At 64.3% G+C, this 19,611-nt stretch carries 33 protein-coding genes; 2 read left to right on the top strand and 31 right to left on the bottom strand.

Annotation, left to right across the window (positions count from 1 at the left end):
* Window positions 1–14: 14 nt before the first annotated feature.
* Complete coding sequence (gene ssb / locus IAI53_RS15680) at window positions 15–497, bottom strand: single-stranded DNA-binding protein (protein WP_187719088.1); 483 nt, start codon at window positions 495–497, stop codon at window positions 15–17.
* Between the two features lie 117 nt (window positions 498–614).
* Window positions 615–1,841: an MFS transporter gene (locus IAI53_RS15675; protein ID WP_225433330.1), complete on the bottom strand. Its 1,227-nt coding sequence runs from the start codon at window positions 1,839–1,841 to the stop codon at window positions 615–617.
* Between the two features lie 120 nt (window positions 1,842–1,961).
* Here IAI53_RS15675 and uvrA point away from each other — a divergent pair, with 120 nt between their 5' ends.
* Together uvrA and IAI53_RS15665 are read left to right on the top strand one after the other, a co-directional pair.
* Window positions 1,962–4,805, top strand: coding sequence for an excinuclease ABC subunit UvrA (gene uvrA, locus IAI53_RS15670; protein WP_187719087.1), 2,844 nt, complete (start codon window positions 1,962–1,964; stop codon window positions 4,803–4,805).
* 81 nt (window positions 4,806–4,886) lie between these two features.
* Window positions 4,887–5,189 (top strand): hypothetical protein, encoded by a 303-nt coding sequence (locus tag IAI53_RS15665; RefSeq protein ID WP_187719086.1) that lies wholly within the window; start codon window positions 4,887–4,889, stop codon window positions 5,187–5,189.
* Window positions 5,190–5,213: 24 nt separating this feature from the next.
* Here the strand turns inward: IAI53_RS15665 and IAI53_RS15660 are convergent, their stop codons facing one another.
* The 29 genes from IAI53_RS15660 to rplD all read right to left on the bottom strand — a co-directional run bounded on the left by IAI53_RS15660 (window position 5,214) and on the right by rplD (window position 19,610).
* Window positions 5,214–5,597 (bottom strand): DUF2237 family protein, encoded by a 384-nt coding sequence (locus IAI53_RS15660; protein WP_187719085.1) that lies wholly within the window; start codon window positions 5,595–5,597, stop codon window positions 5,214–5,216.
* 52 nt (window positions 5,598–5,649) lie between these two features.
* Window positions 5,650–6,681, bottom strand: coding sequence for a UDP-glucose 4-epimerase GalE (galE, locus tag IAI53_RS15655; RefSeq protein ID WP_349771936.1), 1,032 nt, complete (start codon window positions 6,679–6,681; stop codon window positions 5,650–5,652).
* Between the two features lie 85 nt (window positions 6,682–6,766).
* A complete protein-coding gene (gene rplQ / locus IAI53_RS15650; protein WP_187719083.1) occupies window positions 6,767–7,174 on the bottom strand; it encodes a 50S ribosomal protein L17 in 408 nt (135 codons plus the stop codon).
* A gap of 28 nt (window positions 7,175–7,202) precedes the next feature.
* The gene (locus IAI53_RS15645) at window positions 7,203–8,183 is read right to left on the bottom strand and encodes a DNA-directed RNA polymerase subunit alpha (protein WP_187719082.1); all 981 of its coding nucleotides are present in this window, start codon (window positions 8,181–8,183) and stop codon (window positions 7,203–7,205) included.
* 40 nt (window positions 8,184–8,223) lie between these two features.
* Window positions 8,224–8,853 (bottom strand): 30S ribosomal protein S4, encoded by a 630-nt coding sequence (gene rpsD, locus IAI53_RS15640; protein ID WP_187719081.1) that lies wholly within the window; start codon window positions 8,851–8,853, stop codon window positions 8,224–8,226.
* A gap of 14 nt (window positions 8,854–8,867) precedes the next feature.
* On the bottom strand, window positions 8,868–9,257 hold the full coding sequence (gene rpsK / locus IAI53_RS15635; RefSeq protein WP_187719080.1) for a 30S ribosomal protein S11: 390 nt from the start codon (window positions 9,255–9,257) through the stop codon (window positions 8,868–8,870).
* A 12-nt stretch (window positions 9,258–9,269) separates the two neighbouring features.
* A complete protein-coding gene (rpsM, locus tag IAI53_RS15630) occupies window positions 9,270–9,632 on the bottom strand; it encodes a 30S ribosomal protein S13 (protein WP_187719079.1) in 363 nt (120 codons plus the stop codon).
* 53 nt (window positions 9,633–9,685) lie between these two features.
* Window positions 9,686–9,799 (bottom strand): 50S ribosomal protein L36, encoded by a 114-nt coding sequence (gene rpmJ, locus IAI53_RS15625; protein WP_004258276.1) that lies wholly within the window; start codon window positions 9,797–9,799, stop codon window positions 9,686–9,688.
* 22 nt (window positions 9,800–9,821) lie between these two features.
* The gene (gene infA / locus IAI53_RS15620) at window positions 9,822–10,040 is read right to left on the bottom strand and encodes a translation initiation factor IF-1 (protein WP_187719078.1); all 219 of its coding nucleotides are present in this window, start codon (window positions 10,038–10,040) and stop codon (window positions 9,822–9,824) included.
* A gap of 3 nt (window positions 10,041–10,043) precedes the next feature.
* Window positions 10,044–11,369: a preprotein translocase subunit SecY gene (gene secY, locus IAI53_RS15615; RefSeq protein ID WP_187719077.1), complete on the bottom strand. Its 1,326-nt coding sequence runs from the start codon at window positions 11,367–11,369 to the stop codon at window positions 10,044–10,046.
* A 15-nt stretch (window positions 11,370–11,384) separates the two neighbouring features.
* The gene (gene rplO / locus IAI53_RS15610; protein ID WP_187719076.1) at window positions 11,385–11,825 is read right to left on the bottom strand and encodes a 50S ribosomal protein L15; all 441 of its coding nucleotides are present in this window, start codon (window positions 11,823–11,825) and stop codon (window positions 11,385–11,387) included.
* Entirely contained in the window at window positions 11,826–12,008 is a 183-nt protein-coding gene (gene rpmD, locus IAI53_RS15605; RefSeq protein ID WP_107494425.1) for a 50S ribosomal protein L30, read from the bottom strand.
* Window positions 12,009–12,011: 3 nt separating this feature from the next.
* On the bottom strand, window positions 12,012–12,536 hold the full coding sequence (gene rpsE, locus IAI53_RS15600) for a 30S ribosomal protein S5 (protein WP_187719075.1): 525 nt from the start codon (window positions 12,534–12,536) through the stop codon (window positions 12,012–12,014).
* Window positions 12,537–12,548: 12 nt separating this feature from the next.
* Window positions 12,549–12,902: a 50S ribosomal protein L18 gene (gene rplR, locus IAI53_RS15595; RefSeq protein ID WP_187719074.1), complete on the bottom strand. Its 354-nt coding sequence runs from the start codon at window positions 12,900–12,902 to the stop codon at window positions 12,549–12,551.
* An 11-nt stretch (window positions 12,903–12,913) separates the two neighbouring features.
* The gene (gene rplF / locus IAI53_RS15590) at window positions 12,914–13,447 is read right to left on the bottom strand and encodes a 50S ribosomal protein L6 (protein WP_187719073.1); all 534 of its coding nucleotides are present in this window, start codon (window positions 13,445–13,447) and stop codon (window positions 12,914–12,916) included.
* Between the two features lie 9 nt (window positions 13,448–13,456).
* Window positions 13,457–13,852, bottom strand: a complete 396-nt coding sequence (rpsH, locus tag IAI53_RS15585; RefSeq protein WP_187719072.1) for a 30S ribosomal protein S8 — start codon at window positions 13,850–13,852, stop codon at window positions 13,457–13,459.
* A gap of 13 nt (window positions 13,853–13,865) precedes the next feature.
* A complete protein-coding gene (rpsN, locus tag IAI53_RS15580; protein WP_187719071.1) occupies window positions 13,866–14,171 on the bottom strand; it encodes a 30S ribosomal protein S14 in 306 nt (101 codons plus the stop codon).
* Between the two features lie 7 nt (window positions 14,172–14,178).
* Window positions 14,179–14,718 carry a 50S ribosomal protein L5 gene (gene rplE, locus IAI53_RS15575; protein WP_187719471.1) on the bottom strand — a complete coding sequence of 180 codons (540 nt, stop codon included), beginning with the start codon at window positions 14,716–14,718 and terminating at the stop codon, window positions 14,179–14,181.
* Between the two features lie 9 nt (window positions 14,719–14,727).
* Window positions 14,728–15,045, bottom strand: coding sequence for a 50S ribosomal protein L24 (gene rplX, locus IAI53_RS15570; RefSeq protein ID WP_187719070.1), 318 nt, complete (start codon window positions 15,043–15,045; stop codon window positions 14,728–14,730).
* Window positions 15,046–15,057: 12 nt separating this feature from the next.
* The gene (rplN, locus tag IAI53_RS15565; protein WP_114649074.1) at window positions 15,058–15,426 is read right to left on the bottom strand and encodes a 50S ribosomal protein L14; all 369 of its coding nucleotides are present in this window, start codon (window positions 15,424–15,426) and stop codon (window positions 15,058–15,060) included.
* A 144-nt stretch (window positions 15,427–15,570) separates the two neighbouring features.
* Window positions 15,571–15,840 carry a 30S ribosomal protein S17 gene (rpsQ, locus tag IAI53_RS15560; RefSeq protein WP_187719069.1) on the bottom strand — a complete coding sequence of 90 codons (270 nt, stop codon included), beginning with the start codon at window positions 15,838–15,840 and terminating at the stop codon, window positions 15,571–15,573.
* On the bottom strand, window positions 15,840–16,031 hold the full coding sequence (rpmC, locus tag IAI53_RS15555; protein WP_187719068.1) for a 50S ribosomal protein L29: 192 nt from the start codon (window positions 16,029–16,031) through the stop codon (window positions 15,840–15,842). The genes rpsQ and rpmC overlap by 1 nt, the downstream gene beginning before the upstream one ends.
* A 4-nt stretch (window positions 16,032–16,035) precedes the next feature.
* Window positions 16,036–16,449 (bottom strand): 50S ribosomal protein L16, encoded by a 414-nt coding sequence (rplP, locus tag IAI53_RS15550; protein ID WP_136385078.1) that lies wholly within the window; start codon window positions 16,447–16,449, stop codon window positions 16,036–16,038.
* Window positions 16,449–17,219: a 30S ribosomal protein S3 gene (gene rpsC, locus IAI53_RS15545; protein WP_187719067.1), complete on the bottom strand. Its 771-nt coding sequence runs from the start codon at window positions 17,217–17,219 to the stop codon at window positions 16,449–16,451. Before rpsC ends, rplP begins: the two co-directional genes overlap by 1 nt.
* Window positions 17,220–17,228: 9 nt before the next feature.
* A complete protein-coding gene (rplV, locus tag IAI53_RS15540; RefSeq protein ID WP_187719066.1) occupies window positions 17,229–17,558 on the bottom strand; it encodes a 50S ribosomal protein L22 in 330 nt (109 codons plus the stop codon).
* A gap of 9 nt (window positions 17,559–17,567) precedes the next feature.
* On the bottom strand, window positions 17,568–17,843 hold the full coding sequence (gene rpsS / locus IAI53_RS15535; protein WP_136349061.1) for a 30S ribosomal protein S19: 276 nt from the start codon (window positions 17,841–17,843) through the stop codon (window positions 17,568–17,570).
* Window positions 17,844–17,853: 10 nt separating this feature from the next.
* Entirely contained in the window at window positions 17,854–18,681 is an 828-nt protein-coding gene (gene rplB / locus IAI53_RS15530) for a 50S ribosomal protein L2 (RefSeq protein WP_187719065.1), read from the bottom strand.
* 6 nt (window positions 18,682–18,687) lie between these two features.
* Window positions 18,688–18,993, bottom strand: coding sequence for a 50S ribosomal protein L23 (gene rplW / locus IAI53_RS15525; protein WP_187719064.1), 306 nt, complete (start codon window positions 18,991–18,993; stop codon window positions 18,688–18,690).
* Window positions 18,990–19,610 carry a 50S ribosomal protein L4 gene (rplD, locus tag IAI53_RS15520; protein WP_187719063.1) on the bottom strand — a complete coding sequence of 207 codons (621 nt, stop codon included), beginning with the start codon at window positions 19,608–19,610 and terminating at the stop codon, window positions 18,990–18,992. Before rplD ends, rplW begins: the two co-directional genes overlap by 4 nt.
* Window position 19,611 lies beyond the last annotated feature (1 nt).

Raw genomic sequence — 19,611 nt, 5'->3', positions numbered from 1 at the left:
CTGCTTATCCGGCCCTAGAACGGGATGTCGTCGTCGAACTCGCCGAAACCGCCGCCACCCGCCGGCTTGCCCTGCGGGGCCGGCGCCGGTGCGCGCTCCTGGCGTGCAGGCGGGGCGTCGTAGCCACCGCCGCTGTCGCGCATCGGCGCATCACCGCCCTCGCGGCGGCCGCCGAGCATTTTCATTTCGTCGGCACGGATCTCGGTGGTGTAGCGTTCCTGGCCTTCCTTGTCCTGCCACTTGCGGGTCTGCAGGCGGCCTTCGACGTACACCTGGCTGCCCTTGCGCAGGTATTGCGCGGCGATCTCCGCGAGGCGGCCGAAGAACACCACGCGATGCCATTCGGTGGCCTCGCGCCGCTCGCCGCTGGCCTTGTCCTTCCAGGTCTCGGTGGTGGCGATGGTCACGTTGCAGATCGCGTCGCCGCTGGGCATGTAGCGGGTCTCGGGGTCGCGGCCCAGGTTGCCGATCAGGATCACTTTGTTCAGGGAGGCCATCCGGATTCTCCAGTTCTGGTGGGTCGCCCGGGATGACGGCCGGGCTTCCGAGTCTCAAGTTGATGGAGCCTGGGCTCCGGGAATACGCATGTCGTTTGCCGGCGCCCGCCGGCTGGGTCAGGCCCGGCGAGTGCCTGGCTCCCCGGCCGGTGCCACTGCCTGCACGCGCCGGGGCGGTGGATTCATCGTGGCGGCAGCGGCCAGCCACAGCAGCGCGAGCACCGCACATGCCAGGCTCGCCGAACCCGGACCGAAACGCTGCGCCAGCCAGCCGCCGAGCAGACCGCCGAGGAACAGGCCCGCCGACTGCAGCGTATTGTATACGCCCAGCGCGGTCCCCTTGGCATGTGCCGGTGCGATCTTCGAGATCCATGACGGCTGGGTGGCCTCGAGGATGTTGAAGGCAACGAAGAACAGCGTCAACCACAGGGCGAGCGGCCACAGTCCGTCGCCGAACAGCATGAGGCCCAGCTGCACGATCACGAGCAATCCGACCGCCGCCAGGAAGATCGGCTTCATCCACCCGCGCCGCTCGGCGAGGATCACCGCCGGCACCATGGCGATGAAGGACAGCAGCACCGCGGGCAGATACACCTTCCAGTGCTCGGCCACCGGCAAGCCGCCACTCGCCACCAGCGCGGCGGGCACCATGACCCACATGGTGGTCTGGATCAGGTGCAGGACGAAGACGCCGAAGTTCAGCCGCATCAGCTGCCCGTCACGCAGCACCTCGCCGAAACGCCCGGTGGCACGGGGCACCGGCGGGGCGGCGGGCACCACACGCACCACCACCCAGATCGCCGCAAGCGCCAGCGCGGCGGTGAACCAGAAGATGCCGGCCATGCCGATCGCCGCATAGAGCAAGGGCGCAACCACCAGCGACGCGGCGAACACCAGGCCGATGCTCGAGCCGATCATCGCCATGACCTTGGTGCGATGCTGGTCGCGGGTGAGGTCCGCGGCCAGCGCGGTGACCGCGGCGGAGATCGCCCCGGCGCCCTGCAGCACGCGTCCGGCGATGATCCACCCGATGCTGTCGGCCAGCGCGGCGACCGCGCTGCCAATGACGAACAGCGCCAGGCCGAAGACGATCACCGGCTTGCGACCGAAGCGGTCGGAGGCCGCACCGAAGGGAATCTGCAGGAAGGCCTGGGTCAGCCCGTAGGCGCCGATCGCCAGGCCCACCATCATCAGGTCGCTGCCGCCCGACACCGTGGGCGCGTGCACCGCGAACACCGGCAGGATCAGGAACAGCCCCAGCATGCGCAGCGCGAAGATCGCCGCCAGGCTGATGCCGGCGCGCCGCTCCTGCGGGCTCATCGTGTCGTGCTCGGGGGTGGACATGCGTCGGGAAGCGGGGAAGGCTGGCGGGAAAGGGCTGGATTCTATCACCGCGAGGGCAATTGGCCCTGCCGCGGCTTCTCTCTTATAGTGTCGGGTCGTCTTTTCCCTGCCCCCGGTTCCATGGACGAAATCCGCATCCGCGGTGCCCGCACGCACAACCTCAAGAGCGTCAACCTAGACCTGCCGCGCAACCGCCTGACGGTGATCACCGGGCTGTCCGGCTCGGGCAAGTCGTCCCTGGCCTTCGACACCCTCTATGCGGAAGGTCAGCGGCGCTACGTCGAGTCGCTGTCGGCCTACGCACGCCAGTTCCTGCAGCTGATGGAGAAGCCGGACGTCGACCTGATCGAAGGGCTGTCGCCGGCGATCTCGATCGAGCAGAAGGCCACCAGCCACAATCCGCGCTCGACCGTCGGCACGGTCACCGAGATCCACGACTACCTGCGCCTGCTGTTCGCCCGCGCGGGCACGCCGCACTGCCCGGACCATCCCGACCAGGCGCTGGAGGCGCAGAGCGTGTCGCAGATGGTCGACCACGTGCTGGCCCTGCCCGAGGACACCCGCCTGATGATCGTTGCCCCGGTGGTCGCGGGGCGCAAGGGCGAACAGCATGAACTGTTCGCCGAGCTGCGCGCCCAGGGCTTCGTGCGGGTCCGGGTCGATGGTGCCGTGCATGAACTCGACGCCATGCCGCCGCTGGAGAAGGGGCGGCGCCATACTGTCGAGGTGGTGGTCGACCGCTTCAAGGTGCGCGCCGACCTGCGCGGACGCATCGCCGAATCCTTCGAGACCGCGCTGACCCACGCCGATGGCCGGGCGATCGCGGTGGAGATGGACAGCGGCAGCGAGCATGTATTCTCGGCGCGCTTCGCGTGCCCGGTGTGCAGCTTCGCGCTCGGCGAGCTGGAGCCGCGACTGTTCTCCTTCAACAACCCGGCCGGCGCCTGCCCCAAGTGCGACGGCCTGGGACAGGTGGATTTCTTCGACCCGGCCCGGGTCGTCGCCCACCCCGAGCTGTCGCTGGCGGCCGGCGCGATCCGTGGCTGGGACCGGCGCAACCAGTTCTACTTCCAGATGCTCGCCAGTCTCGCGGCGCACTATGGCTTCGATCTCGACGCCTCGTTCGCCGAACTGCCCGAATCGGTACGCGAGATCGTCCTGCACGGCTCGGGGCGCGAGGCCATCGCCTTCCGCTACCTGTCCGACAACGGCCGCCTGGTGCAGAAGAGCCATCCCTTCGAAGGCATCATCCCCAACCTGGAACGCCGCTACCGCGAGACCGACTCGCTCGCCGTGCGCGAGGAACTCGCCAAGTACCGCGCCACCCACCCGTGCCCCGCCTGCCAGGGCACGCGCCTGCGCAGCGAGGCGCGCTGGGTGCTGATCGGCGGGCGTTCGCTGCCGGAGATCAGCCGGCTGCCGCTGGGCGAGAGCAGACGCTTCTTCGACACGCTGCGCCTGTCCGGCCATCGTGCCCAGGTTGCCGAGAAGATCGTCAAGGAGATTTCCGACCGGCTCAGCTTCCTGATCAACGTCGGCCTGGACTATCTGTCGCTGGATCGCTCGGCCGACACGCTGTCCGGCGGCGAGGCCCAGCGCATCCGCCTGGCCAGCCAGATCGGCTCCGGCCTCACCGGCGTGATGTACGTGCTCGACGAACCCTCCATCGGCCTGCATCAGCGCGACAACGACCGCCTGCTCGCCACCCTCGCGCGGCTGCGCGACCTGGGCAATACGGTGATCGTCGTCGAACATGACGAAGACGCCATCCGTACCGCAGACTATGTGGTCGACATGGGGCCGGGTGCCGGGGTGCATGGGGGCGAGGTCGTCGCCCACGGCACCCCCGCGGACATCATCGCCGCCTCGGGCTCGCTGACCGCCGACTACCTTGCCGGCCGGCGCGGCATTCCACTGCCCGAGCGCCGGCGCGCCCCGGACGACCGCTGGCTGCAGCTCTCCGGCTGTGCCGGAAACAACCTGCGCGAGGTCGACCTCGCGCTGCCGGTGGGGCTGTTCGTGTGCGTCACCGGGGTGTCCGGTTCAGGCAAGTCCACGCTGATCAACGACACCCTGGTGCCGCTCGCCTCCCGGCACCTGTACGGTTCCAACGTGGAGCCGGCGGCACACCGCGAGATCGCCGGCCTGGAGCATTTCGACAAGGTCATCAGCGTCGACCAGTCGCCGATCGGCCGCACGCCGCGCTCCAATCCTGCCACCTACACCGGCCTGATGACGCCGATCCGCGAGCTGTTCGCCGGCGTGCCCGAGGCGCGCGCACGCGGCTACGGGCCGGGCCGCTTCTCCTTCAACGTCAAGGGCGGACGCTGCGAAGCCTGCCAGGGCGACGGCCTCATCAAGGTGGAGATGCATTTCCTGCCCGACATGTACGTCCCCTGCGACGTCTGCCACGGCAAGCGCTACAACCGCGAGACGCTGGAGGTCCGCTACAAGGGCAAGACCATCTTCGAAGTCCTGGAGATGACCGTCGAGCAGGCGCTGGAGTTCTTCCGCCCGGTACCGGCGGTGGCCCGCAAGCTGGAAACGCTGGCCGACGTCGGCCTCGGTTACATCCGCCTCGGCCAGAGCGCCACCACGCTCTCGGGCGGCGAGGCACAGCGCGTGAAACTCGCCCTGGAGCTATCCAAGCGCGATACCGGGCGCACGCTGTACGTACTCGACGAACCCACCACCGGCCTGCACTTTCACGACATCGAACTGCTGTTGCGCGTGCTGCATCGCCTGCGCGACCATGGCAACACCATCGTGGTCATCGAGCACAACCTGGACGTGATCAAGACCGCCGACTGGATCGTCGATCTCGGTCCGGAAGGTGGCCACGGCGGCGGCACCATCGTCGCGGCGGGAACCCCGGAAGAGGTCGCGGCCCAGGGCCGGGCGCACACGGCCGGCTATCTTGCCCGCGCGCTCGCCGCCTCGACCGCAGCGGCCCGTTCGTCGTGAGGCTGCGAGCCGGCATCGCCGGGCTTGCATCGCGGACGGGACAGCGCGACGATAAGACCGTTGGAATTACCGGAGACGGCCATGGCCGACAAGACCCCCAGCGACCCCCAGGCCCGCTTTCTGGATCGTATCGAACGTCGGGTGCGCTACCTGAAGTCCCTGCAGGATGCAGGCATGGGCGTCTACCTGCCGGCGGACGAGCAGCAGCGCAACCGCGCCATCGAGCAAGTGGTGCGTAGCACCGCACGGCACAGCGAGATCGCCCTGCTCACTGCGGATACGCTGCGCATCGCCACCGACCGGGTACGCAGCCACCTGGAAGCCATGCAGCAGGTGCTGCCGCACGACGTGCAGTACCGCAACCGCATCAAGCGAGCGTGGTAGCGAGGACATTCCCGCCAGCGGGCATCAAAGGTCGATGGCGTGCGCCTGCAGCACCTCGAGGCTCACCACCTCGAGCGCCGAGCGATGAGTGGCGGCAAGCACCACCGGCGGCGCCACGCCCGCCTCGAAGGCCTCCAGCCAGCGGTGGGCGCACAGGCACCAGCGATCGCCCGGCTTGAGTCCGGCGAAGCGCATCTCCGGGCGCGGCGTGCTCAGGTCGTTTCCCCTGCGGCGGGAGAAGGCGAGGAAGTCCTCGGTCACCTTGGTACACACGACATGCCGCCCGAGATCATCGGCGCCGGTTTCGCAACATCCGGTACGGAAGAAGCCGGTCAGCGGCGCGTAACTGCAGGCCAGCAGCGGCCCGCCCAGTACGTTCTTCTGATTGCTGACGAGTTGCTCGCTCACGATGATCCCCTTGCCTACGCCTGCAACTCCGACCACAGCCAGCTGCCGGGGTTCACCTCTCGATTCCCCGGTAACCGCCCGGATTCATCGCCTGCCAACGCCATGCGTCGGCGCACATTTCGGACAGCCCGCGGCGGGCTCGCCAGCCGAGCATCGCCTCCGCGCGCTTCGGGTCCGCCCAACACGCGGCCACGTCGCCAGCACGCCTCTCGACGATCCGGTAGGGCACCCGTGCCCCGCTGGCCAACTCGAACGCCGCCACCACCTCGAGTACGCTGTAGCCAGTGCCGGTTCCGAGGTTCAGCTTGCTCAGCCCAGGTAGGGCGTCAAGACGCTGCACCGCGCGTACGTGCCCCTCGGCAAGATCCATGACGTGGATGAAATCGCGCACGCCGGTCCCGTCCACAGTGGGATAGTCGCCGCCGAACACCTGCAATACCGGATGTCTGCCGATGGCCACCTGAGCGATGTAGGGCATCAGATTGTTGGGCGTACCGTTCGGGTCCTCGCCGATCAGACCGCTCGGGTGTGCCCCCACCGGATTGAAGTAGCGCAGGATCACCGCGTGCCAGCGCGGGTCGGAAGCCACCAGATCCGCAAGCATCTCCTCGATGACGAGCTTGGTGCGGCCATAAGGATTGGTTGGCCCCAGAGGCGCGTCCTCGGTGATCGGCACCTGCTGCGGATCGCCATAGACGGTTGCCGATGAGCTGAACACGATCCGCCTCACGCCGCAGCGCTGCATCGCCTCGAGCAGCGCGAGGGCGCCACCGACGTTGTTGTCGTAGTAGCGCAAGGGCTCAGCCACCGAGTCGCCGACCGCCTTCAAACCCGCGAAGTGCAGCACGGTGTCGACCGGGTACCGCCCCATGAGCCGCTCGAGCCCTTCACGGTCCCGCACGTCCATCTGGTGGAAGCCAGCGAGTCGCCGTCCTGCAAGCTCCTCGACCCGGCGCAGCGACTCCCTGCAGGAATTGCTCAGATCGTCCACGACCACGACATCAGCGCCGGAATCGAGCAATGCGAGGCAGGCATGGCTACCGATATACCCTGCGCCCCCGGTTACCAACACATGTCCCGTCACCGCATTCTCCTGTCGAAGCAAGCTAAAAGCGTAGGCGAAAAAAAACCGGACAGGGTCCGGTTCTTTTATGTTGCTCGCGAACCTGTCAGGCCGCAGCTGCCTCGGTTTCCACCGCCGGCTCGTCCGCCTGCACTTCCGGACGATCAAGCAGTTCGACCAGAGCCATCGGCGCATTGTCGCCGTCGCGGAAGCCGAACTTCAGGATGCGCAGATAGCCGCCATTGCGAGTAGCGTAGCGCGGGCCGAGCTCGTCGAACAGCTTCACGACCATGTCGCGGTCGCGCAGGCGGTTGAAGGCGAGACGACGATTCGCCACGCTGGGCTTCTTGCCCAGGGTGATGAGCGGCTCGACCACGCGACGAAGCTCCTTGGCCTTGGGCAGGGTCGTCTTGATCACTTCGTGCTGCAGCAGCGCGTTGGCCATGTTGCGGAACATCGCCTGGCGGTGGCTGCTGGTGCGATTCAGTTTGCGAAGACCGTTACGGTGACGCATTTCATTACCTCACTTGACCGACTACCGTTCAACCGAGCTTTTCGAGCCCGGCCGGCGGCCAGTTTTCCAGTTTCATACCGAGGGTCAGCCCACGGGAGGCCAACACTTCCTTGATCTCGTTGAGCGACTTGCGACCCAGATTCGGGGTCTTCAGCAGCTCGGTCTCGGTGCGCTGGATCAGGTCACCGATGTAGTAAATGTTCTCAGCCTTCAGGCAGTTCGCCGAACGCACCGTCAGTTCGAGATCATCCACCGGACGCAGCAGCACCGGGTCGATCGTCTGCGCCTTCGGCTGCTCCACGTCGGCCGGGGTGCCCTCCAGATCGGCGAAGACCGACAGCTGATCCATCAGCACGCGCGCCGCGTAGCGGATCGCCTCTTCCGGATCGACCGCGCCGTTGGTCTCGATGTCGATCACCAGCCGATCGAGGTCGGTACGCTGTTCCACCCGCGCACTCTCCACAAGGTAGCTCACGCGCCGAACCGGGCTGAAGGACGCATCCAGCACGATACGGCCGATCGACTTCGAATCACCCAGCACCGGACGCACGTTTCCCGGGACATAACCACGGCCTTCCTCGACCTTGATCTGCATGTCCAGCTTGCCGCCGGGCCCGAGATGGGCGATGACGTGATCCGGGTTGATGATCTCGACATCGTGTCCGATCTCGATATCTGCCGCTGTCACCACGCCTTCGCCCGACTTGGCCAGACGCAGCGTCGCCTCACTGCGGTTGTGGAGCTTGAGCACCACACCCTTGAGGTTGAGCAGCAGGTCCACGATGTCTTCGCGAACCCCGTCGAGCGTCGAGTACTCGTGCAGCACGCCCTCGATGGACACCTCGGTGGGGGCATGACCCGGCAGCGAGGACAGGAGGATGCGGCGGAGCGCATTCCCCAGGGTATGGCCGAAACCACGCTCGAACGGTTCCATTGTCACGCGCGCCTGTACCGGCGAGACACTCTGGACGTCGATGATGCGGGGTTTCAGCAGAGCATTGCTTTGCATCAGCATTTCCTCGAATCTAGGGGAGCTTCACCGTCCCGGATCAACGGGAATACAGTTCGACCACCAGGCCTTCGTTGATCGTCGACGGCAGTTCCGCACGCTGCGGATAGGCCTTGAACACGCCCTTGCCCGCCTTGACGTCAACTTCCAGCCACTCGGGGAAGCCACGCGATTCGGCGGCCTCGATGGCAGCCTTCACGCGCAGCGAAGCACGCGCGCGCTCGGTCAGTTCGACCACGTCGCCCGGCTTGACCGTGTAGGACGGGATATTGGTGCGCTTGCCGTTGACCAGCACGCCGTTGTGACGAACCACCTGGCGCGCTTCGGCACGGGACGCGCCGAAACCCATGCGGAAAGCCACGGAATCGAGACGGCCTTCCAGCAACTGCAGCAGGTTCTCGCCGGTCTGGCCGCGGCGGCGGTCCGCTTCGGCGTACACCTTGCGGAACTGACGCTCCAGCACACCGTACAGGCGGCGGATCTTTTGCTTCTCGCGCAGCTGAACACCATAACCGGACAGACGCTGACCGGAGCGCTGGCCGTGCTGGCCGGGCGCGTAGGCGCGACGCTCGATGGCGCACTTATCGGTAAAACACTTTTCGCCCTTCAGGAACAGCTTTTCGCCTTCGCGACGGCACTGACGGCACTTGGGATCGAGATTACGAGCCACGTTTCAACTCCTTGTCAGATACGGCGCTTCTTGGGCGGACGGCAGCCGTTGTGCGGGATCGGGGTGATGTCGGTGATGCTGGAGATCTTCATCCCGAGCGCGTTCAGCGCGCGCACAGCCGACTCGCGACCCGGACCGGGCCCCTTGATCCGCACTTCCAGATTCTTCACGCCGCATTCCTGCGCAGCCTTCCCGGCAGCCTCGGCAGCGACCTGGGCAGCGAACGGGGTGCTCTTGCGGGAGCCCTTGAAGCCGGCGCCGCCGGAAGTGGCCCACGACAGCGCGTTACCCTGGCGATCGGTAATGGTGATGATGGTGTTGTTGAAGCTCGCGTGAACGTGCGCGATGCCTTCAGCGACGTTCTTCTTGACCTTCTTACGAACCTTTGCAGCAGACTTAGCCATTATCAGTTCCTATTACTTCTTGCCGGCGATGGGCTTGCGCGGCCCCTTGCGGGTACGAGCGTTGGTGCGCGTGCGCTGCCCGCGCATCGGCAGGCCACGGCGGTGGCGCACGCCACGGTAGCAACCGAGGTCCATGAGCCGCTTGATGTTCATGGTGACTTCACGACGCAGGTCGCCCTCGACGACGAACCTACCCACTTCGTCGCGCAGCTTCTCCATGTCCGACTCGGTCAGATCCTTGATCTTGGTCGAGCGGGCCACGCCAGCGGCGTCGCAAATCTTCTGAGCACGCGTACGGCCGATCCCATAGATGCTGGTCAGCGCGATCTCGGCATGCTTGTGGTTGGGAATGTTTACCCCAGCAATACGGGCCATCCGATTACCCCAAAAAGCGAAACATTAAATTTTAATGCCTGGGATTGACTTGATCAACCCTGGCGCTGCTTGTGACGCGGATCGGTGCAGATCACGCGGACAACGCCCTTGCGCCGAATGATCTTGCAGTTGCGGCACAGCCGCTTGACCGAAGCCTGGACTCTCATGTTCTTGCTCCTGTTTCTATATTCACTTGGTCCGGAACACGATCCGGCCCTTGGTCAGGTCGTAAGGCGTCAATTGCACGGTGACCTTGTCGCCCGGCAGGATGCGGATGTAGTGCATGCGCATCTTGCCCGAGATATGCCCGAGGACCATGTGGCCGTTTTCGAGCCGAACGCGGAACGTCGCGTTGGGGAGGTTCTCGGTGACCTCGCCCTGCATCTCGATTACATCTTCCTTCGACATCGCTTACCTGAGCGGAAGACCCGCACCCTTGAAGTTGGCCTTCTTCAGCAGGCTTTCATACTGATGGGACATCACGTAAGCCTGTACCTGGGACATGAAGTCCATGGTCACCACAACGATGATCAGCAGTGACGTGCCGCCGAAATAGAACGGTACGTTCCACTTCAGGATCAGGAACTCGGGCAGCAGGCAGACCAGGGTGATATACACCGCCCCTGCAAGCGTCAGCCGAGTCAGGATCTTGTCGATGTAGCGCGCGGTCTGGTCACCCGGTCGGATACCCGGCACGAAGGCGCCGCTCTTCTTCAGGTTGTCCGCCGTCTCCCGCGCATTGAAGACCAGCGCGGTGTAGAAGAAGCAGAAAAACACGATCGCCAGCGCATACAGCATCACGTAGATCGGCTGACCCGGAGAGAGCGTCGCGGCAATGTCCCGCAACCAGAACATCCCCTCCGAAGAACCGAACCACTGCCCCAGCGTGGCCGGGAACAGGATGATGCTGGACGCGAAGATCGGCGGAATCACGCCCGACATGTTGAGCTTCAGGGGCAGATGGGAGGATTGCCCACCGTACACCTTGTTGCCAACCTGACGCTTGGCGTAGTTCACCAGGATCTTCCGCTGCCCCCGCTCGACGAACACCACGAACGCGGTCACCAGTACAACCAGCACACAGATGAACAGCGCGGTGAAGGGATGCATCGCACCGGTTCGCACCAGTTCGAACAAACCGCCGATCGCGCTCGGCAATCCTGCCGCGATACCCGCGAAGATGATCAGCGAGATACCGTTGCCGATACCACGCTCGGTGATCTGCTCGCCGAGCCACATCAGGAACATCGTGCCGGTCACCAGGGTCGCGACGGTGACGAAGCGGAACATCAGCCCCGGATCGAGCACCAGCCCAGGCTGCCCTTCCAGCGCGATCGCCATGCCCAGCGACTGAGCCAATGCCAGCAGAACCGTGCCGTACCGCGTGTACTGCGTGATCTTGCGCCGACCGGCTTCACCTTCCTTCTTGAGCTGCTCGAGAGCCGGTACCGCGACGGTCATCAACTGCATGATGATCGATGCGGAGATATACGGCATGATCCCCAGCGCAAAGATGGTGAAGCGCGACAGCGCACCGCCCGAGAACAGGTTGAACACACCCAGGATGCCACCGGCCTGCGACTGGAACAGCTCGGCCAGTTTGTCCGGGTCGATCCCGGGCACCGGGATATGGGCACCGATCCGATAGACGATCAGCGCGCCCAGGAGGAACAGGATCCGGCGCTTGAGGTCGCCGAACTTGCCTGCACTCCCGAGCGTGGCGGAAGGATTGGCCACAACCTACCTCGACGCTTACTCAGCCACCGCGACGGAACCGCCCGCGGCTTCGATGGCGGCGCGGGCACCCTTGGTGGCGCCAACGCCACGCAGGTTAACCTTGCGCTTGATCTCACCGGACAGCACCACCTTCGCGGACAACGCGTCGGCGGGGACGATCCCGGCTTGCATGAGCACCAGCAGGTCCACGTCCTCAACCGGCAGCTTGTCCAGCTCGGACAGACGCACTTCGGCGTTGCGCGAACCGGTCAGCGACACGAAGCCGCGCTTCGGCAGACGACGCTGCAGCGGCATCTGACCGCCCTCGAAACCGGTCTTGTGGAAACCGCCTGCGCGGGACTTCTGACCCTTGTGGCCACGACCGCAGGTCTTGCCCAGGCCGCTACCGATGCCACGACCCACACGCTTGGCCGGCGACTTGGAACCTGCGCCGGGCTTGATGGTATTCAGCCGCATTTATGCCTCGCACTTCACCAGGTAGGACACCTTGTTGATCATGCCGCGCACCTCGGGCGTGTCCTGCAGCTCAACCGTGTGATTGAGACGACGCAGGCCCAGGCCGCGAACGGTGGCGCGATGGGACTGTTTGGTACCGATCACGCTCTTGACCAGCGTGACCTTGAGTTTCTTGTCGGACATCGCTTACCCCAGGATCTCTTCGACAGTCTTGCCGCGCTTGGCTGCAATCTCTGCCGGGGTGTTGACCGCCATCAGGCCGTTGATCGTCGCGCGCACCACGTTGTACGGGTTGGTCGAGCCGATGCACTTGCAGATGATGTCGGTGACGCCCATCACCTCGAACACCGCACGCATCGGGCCGCCGGCGATGATGCCGGTACCGCTCGGTGCGGGCTGCATCAGCACGGAAGCCGCGCCATGCTTGCCGATCACGGTGTGCTGCAGGGTGCCGTTCTTGAGCGACACCTTGGCCATCTTGCGACGCGCCTCGTCCATCGCCTTCTGCACGGCCACCGGCACTTCGCGGGACTTGCCCTTGCCCATGCCGATGCCACCGTCACCGTCACCGACCACGGTCAGCGCGGCGAAACCGAGAATGCGGCCGCCTTTGACGACCTTGGTCACGCGGTTGATCGCGACCATCTTCTCCCGCATACCGTCATCACGCTCCTCGGAGGCCTGCGGACGCTTGGTTTGCTGCTTAGCCATTCGATTCCTCGCTTAGAACTTGAGGCCGCCTTCGCGGGCAGCCTCGGCCAGCGCCTTGACGCGACCGTGATACAGGAAACCCGAGCGGTCGAACGCGACCTGCTCGATCCCGGCAGCCTTGGCGCGCTCGGCGATCAGCTTGCCGACCACTTCGGCCGCCTGCTTGTTGCCGCCGTTCGGCACCTGGGACCGCACTTCCGGCTCCACCGTCGAAGCGGCAGCCAGCACACGCGACCCGCAGCCGGAAATGACTTGCGCGTAGATATGGCAATTGGAACGGAACACGGTCAGGCGAACCGCCTTCAGCTCCGCGATCTTGGCGCGGGTTTTACGCGCACGGCGAAGACGAACTTGTTTTTTGTCCATGACGAACCGCCTTACTTCTTCTTGGTTTCCTTGAGCACCACCACTTCGTCCGCATAGCGGACGCCCTTGCCCTTGTAGGGCTCGGGTTCGCGGTAGGCCCGCACCTCGGCCGCGACCTGACCGACTTGCTGCTTGTCGATACCCTTGATCACGACTTCGGTCTGCGAGGGGGTTTCAACCTTCACGCCAGCGGGCATCTGATGCACCACCGGATGGGAGAAACCCAGCGAAAGATTCAGCTTGTCACCCTGCGCCTGCGCACGGTAGCCGACGCCCACCAGGGTGAGCTTGCGCTCGAAACCCTTGGAGACACCGGTCACCATGTTGTTGATCAGCGCGCGCATCGTGCCGGACATCGCACGGGCGTTCTCGGCGCCATCAAGGGCCTTGCACACCAGCGCGTCGCCTTCGCGAGTGACCGTAACAGACGGGTGAAGCGGACGGCTGATCGTGCCCAGCGGGCCCTTGATCGCAATCTCCGCCGCATTGATGGTGACCTCGACTCCCGCAGGGATGGCCACCGGATTCTTAGCTACACGAGACATGGCACCCCCTTAAGCGACGACGCAGATCACTTCACCGCCGACGCGGCTGGCGCGCGCGGCGCGATCGGTCATCACACCCTTCGGCGTGGACACGATGGCGACGCCGAGACCGTTCATCACACGCGGCAGATCGTCGCTACCCTTGTAGATACGCAGCCCGGGACGGCTCACGCGCTCGATGCGCTCGATGACCGGACGGCCGGCGTAGTACTTGAGCTCGACGTCGAGTTCCGGCTTGCCGCCGTTCTCGCGCACCACGTAGCTCTCGATGTAGCCTTCGTCCTTCAGCACGTTGGCAATGGCCACCTTAAGCTTGGACGACGGCATCGTAACGCTGCCCTTCTGGGCCTGCTGCGCGTTGCGGATGCGGGTCAGCATATCGGCGATCGGATCGGACATACTCATCTTTGATCTCTCCTTACCAGCTCGCCTTGGTCATGCCAGGCACTTCGCCGCGGAACGCAATCTCGCGCAGCTTGTTGCGGCACAGACCGAACTTGCGGAACACACCACGCGGCCGGCCGGTCAGGCTGCAGCGGTTGCGGGTACGCGTCGGATTGGCATTGCGCGGCAGCTGCTGAAGCTTCAGACGCGCCGCCATGCGCTCTTCTTCGGACAGGTTCATGTCCTTGACCTGCGCGACCAGCGCTGCACGCTTGGCGGCGAACTTCGCCACCAGCTTGCGACGCTTGTCTTCGCGATTGATCAGAGCCAGTTTCGCCATATCACCCTCAATTCTTGAACGGGAACTTGAACGCGGCCAGCAGCGCGCGCGCTTCCTGGTCGGTCTTCGCCGTCGTCGTGATGCTGATGTTCATCCCGCGGAGCGCGTCGATCTTGTCGTACTCGATCTCCGGGAAAATGATCTGCTCCTTGACGCCGAGGTTGTAGTTGCCACGACCATCGAAGCCCTTGGAAGCGATACCACGGAAGTCGCGGATACGCGGCATGGCCACGGTCACCAGGCGATCGAGAAACTCGAACATGCGCGGACCGCGCAGCGTCACCATGCAGCCGATCGGATAGCCGTCGCGAATCTTGAAGCCCGCGATCGACTTGCGCGCCTTGGTGGCCACCGGCTTCTGACCAGCAATCTTGGTCATGTCGCCGATCGCATTCTCGAGGATCTTCTTGTCGCCGACGGCCTCACCGACACCCATGTTCAGGGTGATCTTGGTGATACGCGGGACTTCCATCACGGACTTGTAGCCGAACTGCTTGAGCAGCTCGGGCACCACCGCTTCCTTGTAAAACTGTTGCAAGCGAGCCATTGCCACTCCTTACGCGTCCACCAGCTCGCCGTTCGACTTGAAGAAACGGGCCTTGCGACCATCCTCAAGCACCTTCACTCCGACCCGGTCAGCCTTCTGGGTCGCAGCATTGAACAGCGCGACGTTCGACACATGGATGGGCATCTCCTTCTCGACGATGCCACCCACCTCACCCTTCATCGGATTCGGACGGACATGCTTCTTCACGCGATTCACACCCTCGACCACCAGGCGCTCATCATCAACGCGACGCAGCACGGTACCGCGACGACCGCGATCCTTGCCGGTCAGCACGACCACTTCATCACCCTTGCGGATCTTGTTCATCTCGACGACTCCTCAGAGCACTTCAGGCGCCAGCGAGACGATCTTCATGAACCGCTCGGAGCGCAGCTCGCGCGTCACCGGCCCGAAAATACGGGTACCGATCGGCTCAAGCTTGTTGTTCAGCAGCACGGCGGCATTGCCGTCAAACTTGATCAGCGAACCATCGGGGCGACGCACACCCTTGGCGGTACGAACCACCACGGCGTTGTAAACGTCACCCTTCTTCACGCGACCACGCGGCGCAGCATCCTTCACGGTGACCTTGATGATGTCGCCAATGCCTGCATAGCGACGCTTCGAGCCACCGAGCACCTTGATGCACATCACCGAACGCGCACCGGTGTTGTCGGCGACGTCCAGCCTGGATTGCATTTGAATCATGAATTAAATCTCCAACTTATCCCGCTGCGCGGTCAGTCTTGGAACCCGTCCGGGTAGAAGCCCCGGAAGAGTTCCGGAGCAAAGACGAAAAGTATAACAGCTTGGCAATCGCTTGCCAAGCTGTTTCTACCTAAACATCAAAGCTCAGATGACGCGAGCCTTTTCCAGAACGCGCGTAACTTTCCAGCTCTTGGTCTTGGAGATCGGACGGCACTCCTCGATCTCCACCAGGTCGCCGGCAGCGGCACCGCCCACCTCCACGTCGGCGTGATACTTGGCCGAGCGGGTGATGATCTTGCCGTACAGCGGGTGCTTTACACGACGCTCCACCAGCACGGTGACCGTCTTCTGCATCTTGTCGCTCACCACGCGACCAACCAGGGCGCGGCGAACCTTCGCGGACTCTTCACTCATTACTGACCTGCCTTTTCACGCAGAACGGTCCGTACGCGCGCGATGTCGCGACGCACCTTCCCGAGTTGGCTCGTATTGCTCAGCTGCTGGGTCGCCAGTTGCATGCGCAGCGAAAACTGCGCCTTCAGCAGATCGAGCAACTCCTGATTCAATTCACCCGCGCTCTTGGCGCGGAGTTCACTCGCCTTCATGCTCTTACCCCACTTGGCGCGTCACGAACACGGTGTCGATCGGAAGCTTCGCGGCGGCAAGCCGGAACGCTTCACGGGCGAGCGCCTCGTCCACGCCATCCATTTCGTACAGCACTTTACCCGGCTGAATCTCGGCGACCCAGTACTCCGGATTGCCCTTGCCGTTACCCATACGGACTTCGGCCGGCTTCTTGGAGATCGGCTTGTCCGGGAAGATGCGGATCCAGATGCGGCCGCCACGCTTGATGTGGCGGGTCATCGCCCGACGGGCCGATTCGATCTGACGTGCGGTCAGACGGCCGCGGCCAGTCGCCTTGAGGCCGAACTCGCCGAAGCTGACCTTCGCACCGCGGGTCGCCAGGCCGGTATTGCGGCCCTTCTGCTCCTTACGATACTTCCTGCGCGTAGGCTGCAGCATCATTCACTCCTGCTTTCTTCTTGCCGGCCCGCGTCGCGACGGGCGGGACGACGGCCCGGACGGGCATCGTCACCACGCGGCGCGCCACGACGACCGCGGCGGTTGTCGGCTTCAGGCTCGGCGGCGACCGGCTGCTCGTTGCGGCCCAGTTGGTCGCCCTTGTACACCCACACCTTGATACCGATGATGCCGTAGGTGGTCTTGGCTTCCGAGACACCGTAATCGATGTTGGCGCGCAGGGTGTGCAGCGGCACGCGGCCTTCGCGATACCACTCGGTACGGGCGATCTCGGCGCCGTTCAGACGGCCGGAGCTCATGATCTTGATGCCCTGGGCACCCAGACGCATCGCGTTCTGCATCGCACGCTTCATCGCGCGGCGGAACATGATGCGCTTCTCGAGCTGCTGAGCGATGGAATCGGCGATCAGCTTGGCGTCGATCTCAGGTTTGCGGACTTCTTCGATGTTCACATGAACGGGCACACCGACGATCTTCTGCAGCTCGCGCTTGAGGTTCTCGATGTCCTCGCCCTTCTTGCCGATCACCACGCCCGGGCGGGCGCTGTACAGGGTGATGCGGGCGTTCTTGGCAGGACGCTCGATGATCACGCGGCCAACCGAGGCGTGCGCCAGGCGCTTCTTGAGGAAGTCGCGGACCTTCAGATCCTCGCTCAGCATGCGCGGGAACTCACGGCTCGGCGCGAACCAGCGGGAACCCCAGTCACGCGTGACCGCGAGGCGGAATCCGGTCGGATGGATTTTCTGACCCATAACTACTCCTTATTCCCCGACGGTCACGTACACGTGACAAGTGGGCTTGAGGATGCGGTTGCCGCGGCCCTTGGCGCGCGCGGTAAAGCGCTTCAGCGACATCCCTTCCTCGACGTGAATGGTCTTGACCTTCAGCGCGTCGATGTCGGCACCGTCATTGTGCTCGGCATTGGCGATCGCGGACTCGACCACCTTGCGGATGATCTTGGCGCCCTTCTTCGGCGAGAAGGCGAGAATGCTGAGCGCCTGATCAACCGGCTTGCCCCGGACGAGGTCAGCGACCAGACGACCCTTTTGGGCCGAGAGGCGCACCCCGCGGAGAATGGCTCTGGTTTCCATAGTGACTCCTTACCTCTTCGCCTTCTTGCTGGCGGCGTGACCCTTGAACGTACGGGTCAGCGCGAATTCGCCCAGCTTGTGACCGACCATGTTCTCGGTGACGTACACCGGGATGTGCTGACGACCGTTGTGCACCGCGATGGTCAGACCGACGAAATCGGGCAGTACCGTGGAGCGGCGGGACCAGGTCTTGATCGGGCGCTTGTCGTTGCCGCCCCGCGCCGCATCCACCTTCTTGAGCAGATGCGCGTCGACGAACGGGCCTTTCTTGATTGAACGTGCCATCTCTTACCCCTTAACGCTTGTGCCGACGCTGCACGATCATGGTATCGGTGCGCTTGTTGCGGCGAGTGCGGTAGCCCTTGGTCGGCTGGCCCCACGGGCTGCGCGGCACACCACCTTCGCCGGTACGGCCTTCGCCGCCGCCGTGCGGGTGATCCACCGGGTTCATCGCCACGCCGCGGACGGTCGGGCGGATACCACGCCAGCGGTTGGCGCCGGCCTTGCCGATCTTGCGCAGACCGTGCTCTTCGTTACCGACCTCACCGATGGTGGCGCGGCACTCGACGTGCACACGACGGATCTCGCCGGAGCGCAGACGCAGCTGGGCGTAGGAGCCCTCGCGAGCGAGCAGCTGAACCGAGGTACCCGCGGCACGCGCAAGCTGCGCGCCCTTGCCCGGGAACATTTCGACGCAGTGAATCGTCGAGCCGACCGGGATGTTGCGGATCGGCAGGGCGTTGCCCGGCTTGATCGGGGCTTCCGAGCCACTCACGATGGGCTGGCCGACTTCAAGGCCCTTCGGGGCGATGATGTAGCGGCGCTCACCATCGGCGTAGCACAGCAGCGCGATGTTGGCAGAACGGTTGGGGTCATACTCGATACGCTCGACCTTGGCGACGATGCCGTCCTTGTTGCGACGGAAATCGACCAGGCGATAGTGCTGCTTGTGGCCGCCGCCCTGGTGGCGGACGGTCACGCGACCAGCATTGTTGCGGCCGGCATTGTTGCTCTGCTTCTCGACCAGACCCGCGAAGGGACGCCCCTTGTACAGGGAGGCGTTGACCACCTTGACCATCGAGCGACGGCCGGCGGACGTGGGCTTCAGTTTAACCAGTGCCATGACTTATCACTCCCCAGCCGCAAAGTTGATTTCTTGGCCGGGCTTGAGGCAGACGAACGCCTTCTTCCAGTCCTTGCGACGACCGGTCATCCGGCCGAAACGCTTGACCTTGCCCTTCACGTTCGCGATCTGCACGGATTCAACCTGAACCTTGAAGAGCAGCTCGACGGCGGCCTTCACTTCCGGCTTGGTTGCATCGGATGCGACCTTGAACACGACTTGCTCGTTCTTGTCGGCGACATAGGTCGCCTTCTCGGAGATCTGCGGCGCGAGCAGCACCTGCATCAGACGCTCCTGGCTGTATGCACTCATTGCCACGCCTCCTCCATCTGGGCCAGCGCAGCCTTGGTGACCAGCACCTTGTCGAAGCGCACCAGGGAAACCGGATCGGCTTCCTGCACCTCGAGCACCAGCACGTCATTCAGATTGCGCGAAGACAGGAACAGGTTCTCGTCGAGCTCGTCGGTGATGACCAGCACGGACTCGAGACCCATACCTTTGAGCTTCTGCGTCAGCAGCTTGGTCTTCGGTGCCTCGACGCTGAAATTCTCGACCACGGCAAGACGGTCCTCGCGAGCCAGCTGCGAGAGGATCGACGCCACGCCGGCGCGATACATCTTGCGATTGACCTTCTGCGAGAAGTTCTCGTCCGGGGAGTTCGGGAAAATCCGGCCGCCTCCGCGCCACAGCGGGCTGGACGCCATACCGGCACGCGCACGGCCGGTACCCTTCTGGCGCCACGGCTTGCGGGTGGACTTGGCAACGTCGGAGCGCCCCTTTTGGGCGCGATTGCCCGAGCGCGCATTCGCCATGTAGGCGGTGACCACCTGATGGACGAGCGCTTCGTTGAATTCGCGACCGAACAGCACGTCGGACGCCTCAAGCGTAGCCGAGGGCTGACCCTGATCGTTCAGTAGTTTCAGTTCCATT

Source organism: Thauera sedimentorum (assembly GCF_014489115.1).
Lineage (GTDB): Bacteria > Pseudomonadota > Gammaproteobacteria > Burkholderiales > Rhodocyclaceae > Pseudothauera > Pseudothauera sedimentorum.
Note: the sequence above shows the minus strand (reverse complement) of the source record. Positions and strands in the feature narration are given on the sequence as shown.

Excerpts from the sequence above, each read along its gene's own strand:
- ssb (WP_187719088.1), bottom strand. The coding sequence starts at position 497 with ATGGCCTCCCTGAACAAAGTGATCCTGATCGGCAACCTGGGCCGCGAC.
- IAI53_RS15675 (WP_225433330.1), bottom strand. The coding sequence starts at position 1,841 with ATGTCCACCCCCGAGCACGACACGATGAGCCCGCAGGAGCGGCGCGCC.
- uvrA (WP_187719087.1), top strand. The coding sequence starts at position 1,962 with ATGGACGAAATCCGCATCCGCGGTGCCCGCACGCACAACCTCAAGAGC.
- IAI53_RS15665 (WP_187719086.1), top strand. The coding sequence starts at position 4,887 with ATGGCCGACAAGACCCCCAGCGACCCCCAGGCCCGCTTTCTGGATCGT.
- rplQ (WP_187719083.1), bottom strand. The coding sequence starts at position 7,174 with ATGCGTCACCGTAACGGTCTTCGCAAACTGAATCGCACCAGCAGCCAC.
- IAI53_RS15645 (WP_187719082.1), bottom strand. The coding sequence starts at position 8,183 with ATGCAAAGCAATGCTCTGCTGAAACCCCGCATCATCGACGTCCAGAGT.
- rpsK (WP_187719080.1), bottom strand. The coding sequence starts at position 9,257 with ATGGCTAAGTCTGCTGCAAAGGTTCGTAAGAAGGTCAAGAAGAACGTC.
- rpsM (WP_187719079.1), bottom strand. The coding sequence starts at position 9,632 with ATGGCCCGTATTGCTGGGGTAAACATTCCCAACCACAAGCATGCCGAG.
- rpmJ (WP_004258276.1), bottom strand. The coding sequence starts at position 9,799 with ATGAGAGTCCAGGCTTCGGTCAAGCGGCTGTGCCGCAACTGCAAGATC.
- infA (WP_187719078.1), bottom strand. The coding sequence starts at position 10,040 with ATGTCGAAGGAAGATGTAATCGAGATGCAGGGCGAGGTCACCGAGAAC.
- rplO (WP_187719076.1), bottom strand. The coding sequence starts at position 11,825 with ATGCGGCTGAATACCATCAAGCCCGGCGCAGGTTCCAAGTCGCCGGCC.
- rpmD (WP_107494425.1), bottom strand. The coding sequence starts at position 12,008 with ATGTCCGACAAGAAACTCAAGGTCACGCTGGTCAAGAGCGTGATCGGT.
- rpsE (WP_187719075.1), bottom strand. The coding sequence starts at position 12,536 with ATGGCTAAGCAGCAAACCAAGCGTCCGCAGGCCTCCGAGGAGCGTGAT.
- rplR (WP_187719074.1), bottom strand. The coding sequence starts at position 12,902 with ATGGACAAAAAACAAGTTCGTCTTCGCCGTGCGCGTAAAACCCGCGCC.
- rplF (WP_187719073.1), bottom strand. The coding sequence starts at position 13,447 with ATGTCTCGTGTAGCTAAGAATCCGGTGGCCATCCCTGCGGGAGTCGAG.
- rpsH (WP_187719072.1), bottom strand. The coding sequence starts at position 13,852 with ATGAGTATGTCCGATCCGATCGCCGATATGCTGACCCGCATCCGCAAC.
- rpsN (WP_187719071.1), bottom strand. The coding sequence starts at position 14,171 with ATGGCGAAACTGGCTCTGATCAATCGCGAAGACAAGCGTCGCAAGCTG.
- rplE (WP_187719471.1), bottom strand. The coding sequence starts at position 14,718 with ATGGCTCGCTTGCAACAGTTTTACAAGGAAGCGGTGGTGCCCGAGCTG.
- rplX (WP_187719070.1), bottom strand. The coding sequence starts at position 15,045 with ATGAACAAGATCCGCAAGGGTGATGAAGTGGTCGTGCTGACCGGCAAG.
- rplN (WP_114649074.1), bottom strand. The coding sequence starts at position 15,426 with ATGATTCAAATGCAATCCAGGCTGGACGTCGCCGACAACACCGGTGCG.
- rpsQ (WP_187719069.1), bottom strand. The coding sequence starts at position 15,840 with ATGAGTGAAGAGTCCGCGAAGGTTCGCCGCGCCCTGGTTGGTCGCGTG.
- rpmC (WP_187719068.1), bottom strand. The coding sequence starts at position 16,031 with ATGAAGGCGAGTGAACTCCGCGCCAAGAGCGCGGGTGAATTGAATCAG.
- rplP (WP_136385078.1), bottom strand. The coding sequence starts at position 16,449 with ATGCTGCAGCCTACGCGCAGGAAGTATCGTAAGGAGCAGAAGGGCCGC.
- rpsC (WP_187719067.1), bottom strand. The coding sequence starts at position 17,219 with ATGGGTCAGAAAATCCATCCGACCGGATTCCGCCTCGCGGTCACGCGT.
- rplV (WP_187719066.1), bottom strand. The coding sequence starts at position 17,558 with ATGGAAACCAGAGCCATTCTCCGCGGGGTGCGCCTCTCGGCCCAAAAG.
- rpsS (WP_136349061.1), bottom strand. The coding sequence starts at position 17,843 with ATGGCACGTTCAATCAAGAAAGGCCCGTTCGTCGACGCGCATCTGCTC.
- rplB (WP_187719065.1), bottom strand. The coding sequence starts at position 18,681 with ATGGCACTGGTTAAACTGAAGCCCACGTCCGCCGGCCGTCGCTCGATG.
- rplW (WP_187719064.1), bottom strand. The coding sequence starts at position 18,993 with ATGAGTGCATACAGCCAGGAGCGTCTGATGCAGGTGCTGCTCGCGCCG.
- rplD (WP_187719063.1), bottom strand. The coding sequence starts at position 19,610 with ATGGAACTGAAACTACTGAACGATCAGGGTCAGCCCTCGGCTACGCTT.